The following is a 17123-nucleotide window of genomic DNA, read 5'->3' as shown; positions in this document are numbered from 1 at the left end:
GACTGACCTCCTATTACTTATTTTCTTCTTTATTGTCGCTGTCGTCTTTGAAAATTTTGATATCGTTTGAATCTTCAGTTAAGGTAACTATTGCCTTACGGGTACGAGCGGTTTTGCCGGAATAACGGCCAACACGCTTATCTTTACCACGAACATTCATGATATTAACTTTTTTAACCTTAACATCAAAAATTTCTTCAACAGCATCACGAACTTGAGTCTTGGTTGCAGTTAAAAGCACGTTGAAAGTGTACTTCTTATCATCCATTAAGTTCGTTGACTTTTCGGTAATGACAGGTCTTAAAATGATATCATGTGCACTCATTTCGCTGAAGCCCCCTCAACATTCTTTTCAATCTTTTCAATAGCTTCTTTAGTCAAAACTAATTTGTCATAATTGACAACATCTTCAACATTCAAGCCATTAGCAGTGATTACCTTAACGTTTGGTAAGTTTCTAGCAGAACATTGAACATTCTGATCATCAGAAACAACCAAAACTTTGCCTTCAACTTTTAAGCCGTCCAAGATTGACTTGAATTCTTTAGTCTTAGGAGCTGACATTGTTAGTTGATCTAAAACTACTAAATCTCCATCAATCAATTTCTGGGAAAGAACAGACTTGATAGCCAGGCGACGTTGCTTTCTTGGCATTGAGTATGCGTAAGAACGTGGAGTTGGTCCGAAAACCACACCACCGCCACGCCATTGTGGGGAACGGATAGAGCCTTGACGAGCACGTCCAGTACCTTTTTGTTTCCAAGGCTTCTTACCACCGCCGCGAACAGCGGATCTATTCTTGACCTTCGAGGTACCTTGACGTCTGCCAGCTCTCTGTCTGATAATTGCGTCAAAAACTACGCTTTCATTTGGTTTAATACCAAATACATCATCATTTAAAGTAACTTCACCAGCATCTTTGCCCTTTTGATCGATAACTTTTAAATTAGCCATTCTAGTCCTCCTTCCTATTTATTATTCTTAACAGCTGATCTAACAGTAAGCAATGAATTCTTAGCACCAGGTACATTACCCTTGATTAATAATACATTCTTATCTGCTACAACTTTTTCAATTACTAAGTTTTCAATGGTAACTTTCTTCATTCCCATGTGTCCTGGCAGACGTTTGCCTTTAGGAACACGGTTAATGATGGAACCCATTGAACCAGGAATTCTGTGGTATCTTGAACCGTGAGTTTCTGGTCCACGTGATTGGCCCCAACGTTTAATGTTACCTTGGTATCCATGACCTCTTGTAGTACCAGTGACGTCAACTACGTCACCTTCCTTAAATGTGTCCACAGTAACTTCCGAGCCGACTTCATAGTCCTTAAGCTCAACTCCGCGGATTTCACGTATGAAGCGCTTAGGCGAAGTCTTTGCTTTTGCAGCATGACCTTTTTCTGGTTTGTTGCTCAAAACTTCACGCTTGTCTTGATATCCTAATTGAATCGCTTCGTAACCGTCTGATTCAACTGTCTTAACTTGCATAACAACGTTAGGAGTTGCTTCAACAACCGTTACTGGCACAAGGATACCATCTTTAGTGAAGATTTGGGTCATACCAACTTTTCTTCCTAAGATTCCTTTGGTCATGATTACACCTCTTTCTTTTAAAAATTAAAGTTTAATTTCGATGTCAACGCCGCTTGGTAAATCAAGCTTCATTAAAGAGTCAACAGTCTTAGGTGTTGGATTTAAAATATCGATTAACCGCTTATGCGTACGAATTTCAAATTGTTCACGTGAATCTTTGTTCTTATGTGGTGAACGCAAAACAGTAAACAATACCCTTTCTGTTGGCAGTGGAACAGGACCTGAAATTTCAGCTCCAGTTCTCTTAGCAGTAGCTACAATTTTAGCAGCTGATTCATCGAGAATACCATGTTCGTATGACTTAAGTCTGATACGAATTGATTGACTTGCCATTAAATTACCTCCTCAACGTCTTCTTTAAAAGATGACTAGCTTCCACAAAAATTCCCGGCACTGCCTCTGTGGCAATGCAGCCTGGTGTGCCGCAACCTTTTGTATCAACGCTTTACAACAAAATGTGCTTTTAGGGCAGAAAAAGCCCTAGACACACAAAAGATAGTATACCTGTTTTAAGCTTGAATATCAAGGCTCAAAGGATATTTTTCTTGACTTTATATCAACAATTATAAAATTTTAACTTTTATAAAGTAATATTTTTTAGCAGCAACTAAAATACAACAGGAAACATCTTGAGGCAAAGTTTTTGCTCAATTTGGTGAAAGTAATTCGGTCAAGTTGATACTACAAAATCTAGTCTATAAGAGACAATGTTTATTATTCAAATTATATTTGACATAAAAAAGAGCTACTGGATCTACCAATAGCTCTTTTATCAATTTTAAAATTATACCCCATTAACTATCAGAAATTATTCTGCGTTGCCGCCACGCTTTTTAATAATTTCTTCTTGGATAGATTTAGGTGTTGGTGAATAGTGGTCAAAGACCATTGTAAACGTACCACGACCTTGAGTTGAAGAACGCAAAGTAGTAGCATAACCAAACATTTCTGCAAGTGGAACCATTGAATTCAACACTTTAGCTCCAGCACGGTCTTGCATGTTATCCATAGTACCACGACGAGCTGTAATGGAACCCATTACGTCACCTAAGTAATCTTCAGGTGTAATTACTTGAACTTTCATAATAGGCTCAAGGATAACAGCACCAGCCTTAGGAGCCGCATTTCTCAATGCCAATGATGCAGCGACCTTGAAGGCAGCTTCAGAAGAATCGACTTCGTGGTAACTACCATCATAAAGCTTGGCTTTAACATCAATCAACGGGTAACCAGCTAAGATACCGTTCTTCATAGATTCTTGCAAACCTGCATCAACGGCTGGAATAAATTCACGAGGAACAACACCACCAACAATGGCGTCTTCAAATTCGTAACCTTTTCCTCTTTCGTTTGGAGTAAATTCAATCCAAACATCACCATATTGACCCTTACCACCAGACTGACGAACAAACTTACCTTGTGCTTTAGCTGGCTTAGTAAAGGTTTCACGATAAGCAACTTGTGGCTCACCAATTTTTGCTTCAACGTGGAATTCACGCTTCATACGTTCAACCATGATTTGCAGGTGTAATTCACCCATTCCGGAAATCAAAGTTTGACCAGTTTCAGCATTAGTTTCTGCTCTAAAAGTTGGATCTTCTTCAGTCAGTTTTTGCAAGGCAACATCAAGTTTATCACGGTCAGCTTTAGATTCCGGCTCAATTGAAACTTGAATAACTGGATCTGGGACTTCCAAACTTTCCAAAATTAACGGGTGGTCAGGATCAGTTAAGGAATCACCAGTAGTAGTGTTCTTTAAACCAATAGCACCGGCAATATCACCTGAGAAGACTTCAGGAATCTCACTTCTTGAGTTGGCATGCATTTGTAATAAACGACCAACACGTTCACGGCTATTCTTTGAAGCATTCAAAACATATGAACCTGATTCAAGTGAACCAGTGTAAACACGAATATAGGTCAAACGGCCAACAAATGGATCAGTAGCAATCTTAAATGCCAAAGCAGAGAATGGCTTCTCGTCTCCAGCAACTAATTCAACTTCTTCACCAGTTTTTGGATCGTGAGCAACATAAGGCTTAACGTCTAATGGAGATGGTAAGTAGTCAACCACACCATCAAGCATCATTTGCACACCCTTGTTCTTGAATGCTGAACCAGCAAATACTGGGAAAATCTTCAAATCCAATGTAGCTTTACGAATAGCAGCCTTTAATTCATCAACGGAAATTTCATCACCATTAAGATACTTTTCCATGATGTCGTCATCAACGTCTGCTACTTGTTCAATTAGCTCACCGCGACGCTTTTCTGCTTCTTCTTTATATTCATCAGGAACAGGAATAGTGTCCCACTTGGAACCAAGTTTATCTTCATCATAAACATCAGCCACCATGTTGAGTAAGTCGATAACACCCTCAAAGCTTTCTGCAGAACCAATTGGCATTTGAACAGCCAGAGCATTGGCATTTAAACGTTCATGTAAAGACTTAACAGAATTATCAAAATCTGCACCAATCTTGTCCATCTTGTTTACAAAAACAATTCGAGGAACACCGTAAGTTTCAGCTTGACGCCAAACGTTTTCAGTCTGAGGTTCAACTCCGGCTTGGGCATCAAGAACAGTAACGGCACCATCAAGTACACGAAGTGAACGTTCTACCTCAATAGTGAAGTCAACGTGTCCTGGGGTATCGATAATGTTAATTCTGTAATCATGCCATTGTGCTGTAGTAGCAGCTGAAGTAATGGTAATACCACGTTCTTTTTCTTCATCCATCCAGTCCATTTGGGAATCACCCTCATGGGTTTCACCGATTTTATGGATTTTTCCAGTGTAATAAAGAATACGTTCTGTAGTAGTAGTCTTACCCGCATCAATGTGGGCCATAATACCAATGTTACGTGTTTTTTCTAATGGAAATTCACGCTTATTAGCCATAGATTTTTTCCTTTCCCTAAAAAATTAGAAACGATAGTGTGCAAATGCACGGTTGGCTTCAGCCATACGGTGAACATCTTCACGCTTCTTAACAGCTGAGCCAGTATTGTTTGAAGCATCGATAATTTCATTAGCTAAGCGTTCATCCATAGTATGTTCATTACGTAAACGAGCATATGAAACTAACCATCTTAAACCAAGAGTAGTTCTTCTTTCAGGACGAACTTCTACTGGGATCTGGTAGTTTGAACCACCAATACGGCGTGCTCTAACCTCCAAAACTGGCATAATGTTGTTCATAGCTTCTTCAAAAACATCGAGTGGCTCCTTGCCAGTCTTTTCTTTAACAATGTCAAAAGCATCATAAAGGATTGAAGATGCCTTAGCTCTCTTACCATCAATCATTAAGTGGTTGATTAACTTGGTTACGAGCTTTGAATTATATACTGGATCCGCTAAAATATCTCTTTTAGCAACATGTCCTTTTCTAGGCATTATTTAACTCCTCCTTAATCTTTCTTGGCACCGTACTTAGAACGGCCTTGTTTTCTACCATCAACGCCCGCAGTATCCAACGCGCCGCGGATAATGTGATAACGAACACCAGGAAGGTCCTTTACACGACCACCACGAATTAAAACAACTGAGTGCTCCTGTAAATTATGGCCTTCACCTGGAATGTATGCAGTTACTTCGATTAAATTTGAAAGACGAACACGAGCATATTTCCGTAAAGCTGAGTTTGGCTTCTTTGGTGTCATGGTACCGACACGAGTAGCTACTCCACGCATTTGAGGTGCTGGGTTAGCTACTAGTTCTTTCTTCATACTGTTGTAGCCATAGCTTAAAGCAGGTGACTTTGATTTAGTCGTCTTAGTGTGACGGCCTTTTCTTACCAATTGGTTAATGGTTGGCATTAAATTTTCCTCCTAAAAAATATTATTTTGTTCACACATCCAGGAGTTTCTTTTTTTGGTCCCAGATAAATCTTCAAAATACACAATGACTATTGTACTCGCTTGAATTAAAAATGCAAATTATTTTTATTGGATAAAAAATTCATACCAGTTTTTTCGTATTTAGCTCTAGTGAGGTAATAAAATGGATTGGATTTTTGAAATTAGTAATTTTTTAATTGGAAGTTGTCTAGCTTCTCATGCCTGCGTTATTGTCGAAAGGGTTGGAAAAGAAGACTTTATTTTTAGCCGTTCAAAATGCACTAACTGCAATCAGCAACTGAACATATTTGATGAGATACCATTGATTTCTTATTTATTACTCAAAGGTCGGTGTCGTTATTGCAAAATTCAGATTCCTGCTGAATATTTTGTAACAGAATTTTTAGGAGGAGCTGCTTTTCTTAAGATCGATTTTAGTAATCCTCATGATGCAATCACAGCAATTGTCTTGTTTAACATACTTCTAGCTGCTATTAGTGACTATCAGTCAAAAGAATTCGATATTGCGTTCGTTGCTCCTACCCTTTTTATTTCAGCTTTGCGTATAATTAAAACTTTTCATCAAATCAATATCACAGATTTAGTGGAGTTTTGCCCCATTTTTTTACTTTTTCTTTATGAAACAATAAAAAATAAAATTGGCAAAGGAGATTTAATAATCTATCTTGTCTTAACTTTTTGTTTTGACCCTAAATTTGCCAATTTAACTTTTTTAACTGCCTCAATTATTTTACTCAGCTTTTTTATTGGGGATGAGGTAAGCAAAAAAGAACCTGTAGCATTTATTCCATTCATTTATATTGGATTAATTATACAGCTTTTGAGCAACTAAAAAAGCTGCATCCCCACAATTGAGAATGCAGTACTTTAATAATCTAAAATACTTTTCTGATATATGCTAACCGTATCTTGCCATTAAATGTTGAAAGCTTGGCAACAAAACAATGGCTATGACCACACCAGTAACCCCTTGAATGGTATTGGTAAAAAGACTGGCAAAGCCTGCAGCCCAAGTATAAAAGACTGTGTTAGTTACAAAATACCCAGCAACCATCAAAAATACTCCTATAACTCCGGCAACAGCTCCCTTAACTATTTGATTTCCTAAGTTCCAGTATCTAAAGACTAATCCTACAAAGAAACCTTCTAAACCGTGGACAACAAGGGAAAAGAGCATAAACTGTCCGTACCCACCCAGAAGATCAAGTAAAAATCCTGAAAGTCCGCCAACTATACCGCCGGCAACTGGCCCATATAATAATGCTACTAAATAAATAATTGCATCACATAAATTGATATTACCGTGAGTCAAAGGCATAGGAATTATGAAAATACGACTGACAACTACATTAATTGCAGTTAGTAACGCTAATAATACCAATCGTTTTAAAGAAAAATTGTCTTCTTTCACCATTAACATCTCCCTTGTGACTTTTTTGATTATAACATTATTTAATAAAGTTATCACTAATTATTCATAAAATCCCAAATTACAAAATTTTGAAGTAATGAATTTGAACAAACAAAAAAACTGCTCCGTTAAGAATTTCTAACGGAACAGTTTTTTGATTAAATGAGTTTATGATTCTCTAGCCTGATCGGCTTCCTTCATCTTCTTCTCAATATCTGCGATTGAGTAAACAGATTTAGGCTTTTTTACATCTGACTCAGGTTCCATATCACGATAAATTGGAAGACCAGTACCAGCTGGTATGATCTTACCGATAATAACATTTTCCTTTAATCCAAGTAATGGATCATTCTTGCCGCGAATAGAAGCATCTGTTAGGACACGAGTTGTTTCTTGGAATGAAGCAGCTGATAAGAAACTGTTAGTTTCAAGGGCAGCTTTGGTAATACCCAGAATTACACTTTGGGCAGTTGCAGGTATACCACCAGAAATAATTACAGATCTGTTGCGATCTTTAAATTGACCAATATCCATAATCTCGCCCGGCAATAAGTCGGTTTCACCAGGATCTAGCACACGAACTTTTTGTAACATCTGTCTGGTTAATACTTCGACGTGCTTGTCAGAAATATCAACACCCTGCATTCTATATGCTTTTTGGACTTCAACCAGAATGTACTCTTCAGTAGTTAAAGTATCGGTAACTTGAATCAACTCTTTCGGATCAATTGAACCAAGAGTTAACTTATCACCACGTTGAACTTCATCGCCCTCGGCAACTGCTACTGATGCAGTATAAGGAACACTGTAACTTCTGGTATCGATTTTACCTTTAACAGTGATTTCACGAGTGTGTTCAGCAGGATTTTCCTGGATTGAATCAACTACACCATCAACTTCAGAAATTATCGCACGACCCTTAGGGTTACGAGCTTCAAACAACTCTTGCACACGAGGAAGACCTTGAGTAATATCTTCAGCCCCGGCAACACCACCATTGTGGAAAGTACGCAAAGTTAGCTGTGTACCAGGTTCACCAATTGATTGAGCGGCAACAGTACCAACTGCTTCACCAACTTCAACTTCTTCACCTGTAGCTAAGTTCATACCATAACACTTGCGACAAACACCGTGTGGCGTATCACAAGTTAAGATTGATCTAATCTTTACGTTAGTTACACCTGCATCGCAAATTTGGTGAGCCAAGTTTTCATCCATCATGACGTTACGACCGATAATTGTCGCGCCAGTTCTAGGATCTTTAACCGTTTCGGCAGTAAAACGTCCTAATAAACGATCGTAAAGCGGCTCAATTAATTCGTCACCTTCCATGATTGCATGAACGTCAATACCGCGATCGGTACCACAATCATCTTCACGGATGATAACGTCTTGAGCAACATCGACTAACCTACGAGTTAAATAACCAGATTGTGCGGTCTTTAAAGCAGTATCCGTCATACCCTTACGTGCACCGTGAGTTGACATGAACAGTTCTAGAACTGACAAGCCTTCCTTAAAGTTTGAAGTAACTGGAATTTCGAACAATCCACCGTTTGGAGTAGCCATTAAGCCACGCATACCAGCAAGTTGAGTAAAGTTTGAAATATTACCACGCGCACCAGAGTCAGCCATGATGGTAATAGGATTACGCGGATCATAGATCTGAGCAATTTCATCTTGAACTTGATCCTTACAATCATTCCAAATGCTAATTACACGATCGTGACGTTCCTGTTCGGTGATTAAACCACGCCTAAACTGCTTAGACACTACATCAACTTGTTTGTGGGCTTTGGCAACTTTTTCATCTTTATCCTGAATTTCCGGAACATCGGTCATACCAATTGTAATACCAGAAGTGGTCGAACTGGTATAGCCTAAAGTCTTCAAATCATCAAGATATTCTGAAGTTCTTTGAACTTTGTAATACTTGTAAATTGTAGCAATAGAATCAGACAAGAAGGACTTCTTAAATGGAGTAGAAATCAAGTCATTTGCCACGCTATCAATTTTCTCATGAATATCTTCGCCAGGCTCCAAGAAGTACTTGGCAGCAAGAGGATTATTCAAGTTTTCTTCAGTTGGTTCGTTAACGTAGAAATAGTCTTCTGGGAAAATTTGATTAAAAATGATTCTGCCGTATGTAGTAACAAAAATGCCATGTTCATAACCTTTAGGCCATGCTTTCTTCGGCATTGAATCAGCAGACATACCGATAATAGTGTGATAATGAATGTCTCCGTTGGTGTAAGCAACTGTCGCTTCATCAGGTGAATTGAAAATCATTCCTTCACCTTCACGACCCTTTTCAGCCTGAGTCAACCAGTAGTTACCCAAAACTATATCCTGTGATGGAGTAACAATTGGTTTACCATCCTTAGGAGCAAGAATATGATGAGCAGCCAGCATTAACATTCTTGATTCAGCAACAGCCTCATCTGACAGAGGCACGTGAATCGCCATCTGGTCACCATCAAAATCAGCGTTGTAAGCCTCACAAGCAAGTGGGTGCAGACGAATTGACTTTCCAGGTACCAAAACAGGCTCGAAGGCTTGAATACTTAAACGGTGTAAAGTAGGAGCACGGTTTAGCAATACCGTTCTTTCCTTAATAACATCCTCAAGTACATCCCAGACATCATCGTCTTCACGATCAATTTTCCGCTTAGCGCTCTTGATATTTGTTGCAATCTTACGTTTAACAAGCTCATGCATGACAAACGGTTTAAACAATTCCAAAGCCATCGGACGCGGAACACCACATTGATAAAACTTCAATTTTGGTGAAACATCGATAACGGAACGACCAGAATAGTCAACACGCTTACCAAGCAAGTTCTGACGAAAACGTCCCTGCTTACCTTTAAGCATATGCGATAAAGACTTCAGTGGACGGTTACCTGGTCCTACTACAGAACGACCACGACGGCCGTTATCAATTAAAGCATCTACCGCTTCTTGCAGCATCCGTTTTTCGTTTTGCACAATAATATTAGGTGCATTTAGATCTAACAGTCTCTTTAACCGATTGTTACGGTTAATTACTCTTCTGTATAAATCATTTAGGTCAGAAGTCGCAAAACGTCCACCTTCAAGCTGGACCATTGGCCTTAAATCTGGTGGTATAACTGGAACAGCGTCTATAACCATCCACTCTGGTTTATTACCAGAATCTTTAAACGCATCCAGAATATCAAGTCTTCTGATAGCACGTGTACGTTTTTGACCAGTAGCAGTTTCCAATTCTTTCTTTAAATCGGTAACTTCCTTATTTAAATCAACTTTACGCAACAAATCACGGATTGCTTCGGCACCCATTTTGGCCGTAAAGCGATTACCATATTTTTCTTTCTGTTCCCGGTATTCTGCCTCTGTTAAAAGTTGTTTAAATTCAAGATCGGTATCACCAGGATCAATTACAATGTACGCCGCAAAATAGATAACTTCTTCAAGGAGTCTCGGAGAAATATCCAAAATGAGTCCCATTCTTGATGGAATGCCTTTAAAATACCAAATATGAGTAACTGGTGCGGCCAATTCAATATGACCCATCCGTTCTCTTCTAACTTTAGAGGAGGTAACTTCAACACCACAGCGGTCACAGACGATCCCGCGGTATCTCACACCTTTATATTTACCACATGCACATGACCAGTCCTTAGTCGGTCCGAAAATTCGTTCATCAAACAAACCATCCTTTTCCGGCTTTAAAGTACGGTAATTAATAGTTTCCGGCTTTTTAACTTCACCGTATGACCAGCTGCGAATTTTATTCGGAGATGCAAGGCCAATTTGCATGCTTTCAAATTTATTTACGTCGATCAAAAGTTTAACCTCCTACTTATTGAGAAATCTTATTATCATCGTCAGACTGATCTACAGGGGTATCCAATTCCTCTGCAGCTTCTTCATTATCTTCAGAATCTGCAGTTTCTGCGGCCAACTTCTTCTTTTGTTGCTCTTCAGCCATCTTTGAAAGAGTATCAATGTTCAAATGTTCATTTGAATCATCATCCATATCACGCAATTCGATTTCTTTATGATTCATGTCAAGAACGCGAATATCCAATCCTAATGATTGCAATTCTTTAACTAGAACACGGAATGATTCAGGAACACCTGGTTTTGGAATTCTTTCACCCTTAACAATAGCTTCATAAGCTTTGACACGACCAACAACATCATCTGATTTATAAGTCAAAATTTCCTGCAAAGTATATGCTGCACCGTATGCTTCCAGTGCCCAAACTTCCATTTCACCAAAACGCTGACCACCAAACTGTGCTTTACCACCAAGAGGTTGTTGCGTTACTAATGAGTAAGGCCCAATTGAACGTGCATGAATCTTGTCATCAACCATGTGGGTCAATTTCAGATAGTGCATGATACCAACAGAAACTCTGTTGTGGAAAGGCTCACCAGTACGGCCATCATAAAGAACAGTTTTACCATCTTTATCAATACCGGCCTTATGAACAGTATCCCAAACATCATCTTCATTTGCTCCATCAAATACTGGTGTAGCAACATGAATACCCAAGTTATCTGCAGCACGGCCAAGGTGTAATTCCAAAAGCTGACCAATATTCATACGTGAAGGAACACCCATTGGGTTCAAGCAAATATCAACTGGAGTACCATCTGGTAAATATGGCATATCTTCTTCTGGTACAACTGCGGCAACAGTACCTTTGTTACCATGACGACCAGACATTTTATCGCCGACTTGAATCTTTCTCTTTTGCGCAATATAAACACGGACTAAAGTATTGACACCAGGAGATAGTTCATCACCATTTTCTCTGGTATAAACTTTAACATCACGGACAATACCGCCACCACCGTGAGGAACACGTAATGAGGTATCACGTACTTCACGAGCTTTTTCACCAAAAATGGCATGCAGCAGTCTTTCTTCAGCCGATAGTTCAGTAACACCCTTAGGTGTAACTTTTCCTACCAAAATGTCTCCGTCATGAACTTCAGCACCTACACGGACAATACCTTGACCATCGAGATCTTTAAGTGCATCCTCACCAACGTTAGGCAACTCACGTGTAATCTCTTCAGGGCCAAGTTTAGTGTCACGAGCTTCTGATTCATAATCTTCTATACTGATTGAAGTATAAACATCATCTTTTACCAAACGCTCTGAAAGCATGATGGCATCTTCGTAGTTATACATGTTCCAAGTCATAAAAGCGATAACTGGATTTTGACCCAAAGCCAATTCGCCATGATCCATTGTTGGTCCATTGGCAATTACTTCACCTTTTACAACTTTGTCGCCTAATTTAACGTTAGGAGTCTGATTGTATGATTTCGAATTGTTTGAACGACGATATTTTTCCAGAGTGTATTTATCAAGTGTACTGTCATCACGTCTTACTCTAATAGTGTTGGCATCGACATATTCAACTGTACCATCGGCTTTAGCCAAAACAGCAGCACCGGAATCATGTGCCGCACGATATTCCATCCCTGTACCAACAAGGCAACTATGAGGATTAATTAAAGGTGCAGCTTGTCTTTGCTGGTTTGCGCCCATTAATGCACGATTAGAGTCATCATTTTCCAAAAACGGAATACATGCTGAAGCAACAGAAACAACTTGTTTAGGAATAACATCCATGTAGTCAATTTTATCTGGACTAACTTCGACGTTATCTTCCTTATGACGTGCTAAAACAAGATCATCTTTAAATGAACCATCCGGATTAAGTGGAGTATTGGCACCAGCGATAATGTAGTTATCTTCAACGTCAGCAGTGAGGTAATCAATTTTATTAGTTACCTTGTGTGTGGTCCAGGAAACCCGACGATATGGCGTTTCGATAAAGCCATATTTATTAATGACTGCGTATGTAGCAAGAGAGTTGATCAAACCAATGTTAGGACCTTCAGGAGTCTCAATTGGGCACAAACGACCGTATTGTGTATAGTGAACATCCCGCACCTCGTATCCAGCACGATCACGCGTTAAACCACCAGGCCCCAAAGCAGACATACGACGCTTATGGGTTAATTCACCAAGCGGGTTATGCTGGTCCATAAACTGTGACAATTGTGATGAGCCAAAGAACTCTTTAATGCTTGCCACAATTGGTCTGATATTAATTAATTGCTGCGGTGTAACAGTTGAAGGGTCTTGAATTGACATTCTTTCTCTAACAACACGTTCCATCCTTGCTAAACCAATTCTAAACTGGTTTTGCAACAATTCACCAACACGACGAATACGACGGTTACCTAAGTGATCAATATCATCAGTATTGCCAATTTCATCTTGTAGTAAGAAGAAATAATTAATGGAAGCAACCACATCAGCTGGAGTTAAATACTTAACTTTTTTGTCAATATGACCATTAGAAATCAATTTAACAACACGTTCAGGATTTACCTTGGAGTAAACTTTTATCTCCTGGACATTAATTGGATCAGGTAAAACGCCCTCTTTAGATGGTTGATAAGTAACCATCTTAAAGTCATCGCGATCAAGATACTTTTCCAGAGTATCCATTACTTCATGGGTCACAACTGTACCCTTTTTAGCAATAATCTCGCCTGTATCCGGATCTGCCAAAGTTTCTGCTAAAGTCTGACCATATAAGCGGCTCTTTAATGATAATTTCTTGTTAACTTTATAACGACCAACAGGCGCTAAATCATAGCGTCTTGGGTCAAAGAAACGTGCATAAAGAAGTGAACGTGAAGAATCAGTGGTCTTTGGCTCACCAGGGCGCAGACGTTCATAAATATCTTTTAACGCTTCAGCTACACGAGAATCAGCCGGATTCTTATGCACATCTTTATCCAAAGTGAACTGCAGCGTATCACTCTGACCGAAAACGTCTAAAATTTCGTCATCTGAACTAATTCCCAGTGCCCTGATTAAAACAGTTAGTGGCAATTTACGAGTACGATCAACACGAACATAGGAAACATTCTTAGCATCAGTTTCATACTCAAGCCAGGCACCACGGTTTGGTATCACAGTAGTACCAAAGATTTGCCGACCATTCTTGTCATAATCACCAGAATAATAAACACTTGGTGATCTAACTAATTGAGAAACGATGACCCTTTCAGCACCATTAATAATAAATGAGCCAGATTCAGTCATTAATGGTAGATCGCCAAAGAAAACATCTTGAGTTTTAATTTCACCGGTTTTTTGATTAGTTAGTTTTAAAGTAACGTGCATTGGTGCAGCATAAGTTGCATCATGATCACGTGCTTCATCAACGGTATATTTTGGTTTTTGCAGTTTATAGCCTAAATATTCCAGGGAAAGCTTACCTGAAAAGTCACTAATTGGCATAATATCATCAAAAACGTCTTTAATACCCTCATCCAAAAACCATTGGTATGATTCGGTTTGCACATCTGTCAAGTTAGGCAGATCCAGCACTTCTTTAATGCGGGAAAAACTGCGCCTTGTCCGATGTTTGCCAAAATTCACTACGTGTCCGTTTAACAAGGAGAAAACACCCTTTCTGTCAGAGAAAGCTAATATTACATTTTGATTACAATTTCAAAAAGCCGGAATTTTATGCATAAAAAAGACAAAAACAACTTCTGTCGTTTTTGTCTGTTATTATTTTGCTGGACAATAGATCAGCAAAATCCTGAAAATCAGCTTTTTAATCACGCATTACTATAACAAAATAAAATTGGTGTGTCAATTAATTCACTTTGCGCCGACTAAATTATTATCTTTTGGTTTTAAAACATCAAATTTTAAGTGATTGTGACTGCACCCTACTTTAAGAATGTCACCATTCTTGAGGTCACCTTTAATCAGCATTGAAGCAATCTTATCTTCAATATCCTTCTGAATTGCGCGGCGCAGTGGTCTTGCCCCCATTTCAGGATTATAACCATCTTTTGCAATTTTATCTAAAGCAGCAGTGGAAATTTTCAGTTGAACCCCTTGTTTATGCAAGCGGTCAATCAATTTACGAGTTAAAAGCGTAACAATTTGACGTAATTGCTTTTGATTAAGCTCATCAAAAATAATAGTTTCATCAATCCTGTTTAAGAATTCAGGTCTGAAGAACTCTTTAAGTGCTTGACGAACGCGATCTTGACGCAGCTTGGTTTGACTAGTGTTATCAGCATTAAATCCTAAAGCCTGCGTTTCAAACAATGAACGGGAACCTAAATTGGAAGTCATAATAACAATAGTATTTTTAAAGTCTACTTTACGGCCCTTGGAATCGGTTAAAAAGCCATCTTCCAGAACCTGCAGCAACAAGTTGAATACATCAGGGTGAGCTTTTTCAACTTCATCCAATAATACTACTGAATAAGGATGACGGCGAACCTGTTCAGTTAGCTGGCCACCCTCATCATAGCCAACATAGCCTGGAGCAGAACCAATCAATTTACTATTGGCTATTTGATCCATGTATTCAGACATATCAATTCTAATCAGATTGTTCTCAGAGCCAAAAATTGCTGCAGCAATTGCTTTTGCCAACTCAGTTTTACCGACTCCAGTCGGACCTAAGAATAAGAATGAGCCAATTGGCCGATTTTCATCTTTAATACCGCTGCGGCTACGCCTTACCGCCCTACTGACAGCAGAAACTGCTTTGTCCTGACCAATGATGCGCTTATGTAAGTCCTTTTCTAAATTGGCTAGTTGCTTAGTTTCATCCCGATTCATTTGGGTAACAGGAACACCGGTCCAATTAGAAACTACCTTAGCAACGTCTTCAGACTGAACTATAGCACTTTTACTAGTTGATTCATCAAGCTTTGTTGTTAATTCATCTTGTCTTCTTTGCAGACTATTTTGTCTTTCCTGCAATTGAGCAGCTTTGGCAAAATTTTGGTTAACTGCAGCATGATTCTTTTCGCCAATGATCTTCTCAATTTGATCATTAAGTTGTAATAACTGATTGTTAGAACCCTTACCTGACTTAATTTTAACTGCAGCACTTGCCTCATCAATTAAATCAATTGCCTTATCTGGTAAATAACGGTCAGAAATATAGCGGCTAGAAAGATCAATTGCATTTTCTAAAGCAGAGTTAGATATTTTTACATGATGAAATTTTTCGTATTTGGGTTTTAAGCCATTCAAAATTGCCAAAGTTTCATCACGAGAAGGTTCATTTAACCTCACGATTTGGAAACGACGAGCTAAAGCCTGGTCTTTTTCGACATACTTTTGATACTCATCAAAAGTTGTTGCTCCAATCATTTGGATATCGCCTCGAGCTAAAGATGGCTTTAAAATGTTCGCAGCATCAATTGAGCCTTCAGCGCCACCAGCTCCAATGAGAGTGTGCATTTCATCAACAAAGAGAATAATATTGCCATTCTCAGTAATTTCCTTGATGATTTTCTTCATCCGGTCTTCAAATTCACCACGATATTTTGTACCAGCAACAAGGCCTCCTAAATCAAGTGATACCACTTGCTTCTTTAATAAATCGTGTGGTACTTTTTTTGCAACAATGGCGCTCGCAATAGCTTCTGCCACTGCCGTCTTACCTACACCTGGTTCACCAATTAACACAGGATTATTCTTATTACGTCGAGATAAAATTTCAACCACTCGTGCTACTTCACGGTCACGCCCTATGACTGGATCGATCTCACCATTTTCAGCTCTCTCGTTGAGGTTGACTGAAACCTGATCAAGAGTTGGTGTGCTTGAATTTCTACTAGTACTTTCTTCGGAACCATTAAAGCTTGACCAGCTATTATCATCTTGATCATTTTCATCCATATCTTGTTCATCTTCACCTAAACTGTGCAGGATGTCATTACGCAAACCGTCAAGATCAATGTTTAAATTACGCAAAATTACGGATGCCAATATCTGTTCATTGAGCACCATTCCTAATAAAATATGGCAGGTTTTAATTTTGGCAGAACCTTCTCGTTCAGCCAAAGTGCCAGCATATGCCAAAACCATGCTGAGACGCGGTGACATTTGCATATAACTGGTTTTACCAGCTGAACCATAGCCTGTATAACGTTCAATTTCTTCACGAATCGCTTTCGGTGTTGCACCCCAAGCCCGCAAATTTTTGCCGGCTTCACCATCAGATTCAATTACCATCGCAAGCAGTACATGTTCAGTACCAATTAAACGATGATGAAAATTCTGTGCTTGTTCACGTGCAATTTCTAATACCTGATTTGCACTGGTTGTATAAGATTTTTTCATCATTGCACCACCTTTAAAAATGACGTGTATACACTATAAACCTTTTTGACAATTTGTAAAATAT

General features: G+C 38.9%; 12 protein-coding genes. 1 reads left to right on the top strand and 11 read right to left on the bottom strand.

The genetic code is table 11. The features are described from left to right. Positions 1 to 13 precede the first annotated feature (13 nt). The 7 genes from rplW to rpsL form a co-directional block, all read right to left on the bottom strand. Positions 14 to 325, bottom strand: coding sequence for a 50S ribosomal protein L23 (rplW, locus tag AAA915_RS05245; RefSeq protein ID WP_294955780.1), 312 nt, complete (start codon positions 323 to 325; stop codon positions 14 to 16). Continuing rightward, positions 322 to 954, bottom strand: a complete 633-nt coding sequence (gene rplD, locus AAA915_RS05240; RefSeq protein WP_338200810.1) for a 50S ribosomal protein L4 — start codon at positions 952 to 954, stop codon at positions 322 to 324. Before rplD ends, rplW begins: the two co-directional genes overlap by 4 nt. A 14-nt stretch (positions 955 to 968) precedes the next feature. Then, positions 969 to 1598, bottom strand: a complete 630-nt coding sequence (gene rplC, locus AAA915_RS05235) for a 50S ribosomal protein L3 (RefSeq protein WP_122026350.1) — start codon at positions 1596 to 1598, stop codon at positions 969 to 971. 24 nt (positions 1599 to 1622) lie between these two features. Next, the gene (gene rpsJ / locus AAA915_RS05230) at positions 1623 to 1931 is read right to left on the bottom strand and encodes a 30S ribosomal protein S10 (protein WP_045928455.1); all 309 of its coding nucleotides are present in this window, start codon (positions 1929 to 1931) and stop codon (positions 1623 to 1625) included. A 475-nt stretch (positions 1932 to 2406) separates the two neighbouring features. Beyond that, positions 2407 to 4500 (bottom strand): elongation factor G, encoded by a 2094-nt coding sequence (gene fusA / locus AAA915_RS05225; RefSeq protein WP_338200815.1) that lies wholly within the window; start codon positions 4498 to 4500, stop codon positions 2407 to 2409. A gap of 24 nt (positions 4501 to 4524) precedes the next feature. Beyond that, a complete protein-coding gene (gene rpsG, locus AAA915_RS05220; RefSeq protein ID WP_034980476.1) occupies positions 4525 to 4995 on the bottom strand; it encodes a 30S ribosomal protein S7 in 471 nt (156 codons plus the stop codon). 14 nt (positions 4996 to 5009) lie between these two features. Beyond that, a complete protein-coding gene (rpsL, locus tag AAA915_RS05215; RefSeq protein ID WP_046325359.1) occupies positions 5010 to 5417 on the bottom strand; it encodes a 30S ribosomal protein S12 in 408 nt (135 codons plus the stop codon). Between the two features lie 184 nt (positions 5418 to 5601). On the opposite strand from rpsL, the gene AAA915_RS05210 reads away from it, so the two are divergent. Beyond that, positions 5602 to 6291, top strand: a complete 690-nt coding sequence (locus AAA915_RS05210; protein ID WP_338200819.1) for a prepilin peptidase — start codon at positions 5602 to 5604, stop codon at positions 6289 to 6291. Between the two features lie 66 nt (positions 6292 to 6357). Here the strand turns inward: AAA915_RS05210 and AAA915_RS05205 are convergent, their stop codons facing one another. The 4 genes from AAA915_RS05205 to AAA915_RS05190 form a co-directional block, all read right to left on the bottom strand. After that, positions 6358 to 6873, bottom strand: coding sequence for an ECF transporter S component (locus AAA915_RS05205; protein ID WP_338200821.1), 516 nt, complete (start codon positions 6871 to 6873; stop codon positions 6358 to 6360). A gap of 165 nt (positions 6874 to 7038) precedes the next feature. Next, complete coding sequence (gene rpoC, locus AAA915_RS05200; protein WP_338200823.1) at positions 7039 to 10698, bottom strand: DNA-directed RNA polymerase subunit beta'; 3660 nt, start codon at positions 10696 to 10698, stop codon at positions 7039 to 7041. 16 nt (positions 10699 to 10714) lie between these two features. Then, positions 10715 to 14353 (bottom strand): DNA-directed RNA polymerase subunit beta, encoded by a 3639-nt coding sequence (gene rpoB, locus AAA915_RS05195; RefSeq protein ID WP_338200825.1) that lies wholly within the window; start codon positions 14351 to 14353, stop codon positions 10715 to 10717. Positions 14354 to 14563: 210 nt separating this feature from the next. Further along, positions 14564 to 17059, bottom strand: a complete 2496-nt coding sequence (locus tag AAA915_RS05190; RefSeq protein WP_338200937.1) for an ATP-dependent Clp protease ATP-binding subunit — start codon at positions 17057 to 17059, stop codon at positions 14564 to 14566. Positions 17060 to 17123 lie beyond the last annotated feature (64 nt).

This window comes from Lactobacillus rizhaonensis (genome assembly GCF_036246345.1).
Lineage (GTDB): Bacteria > Bacillota > Bacilli > Lactobacillales > Lactobacillaceae > Lactobacillus > Lactobacillus rizhaonensis.
The sequence above is the reverse complement of the archived record's forward strand: the minus strand, read 5'-3'. Positions and strand labels throughout refer to the sequence as shown.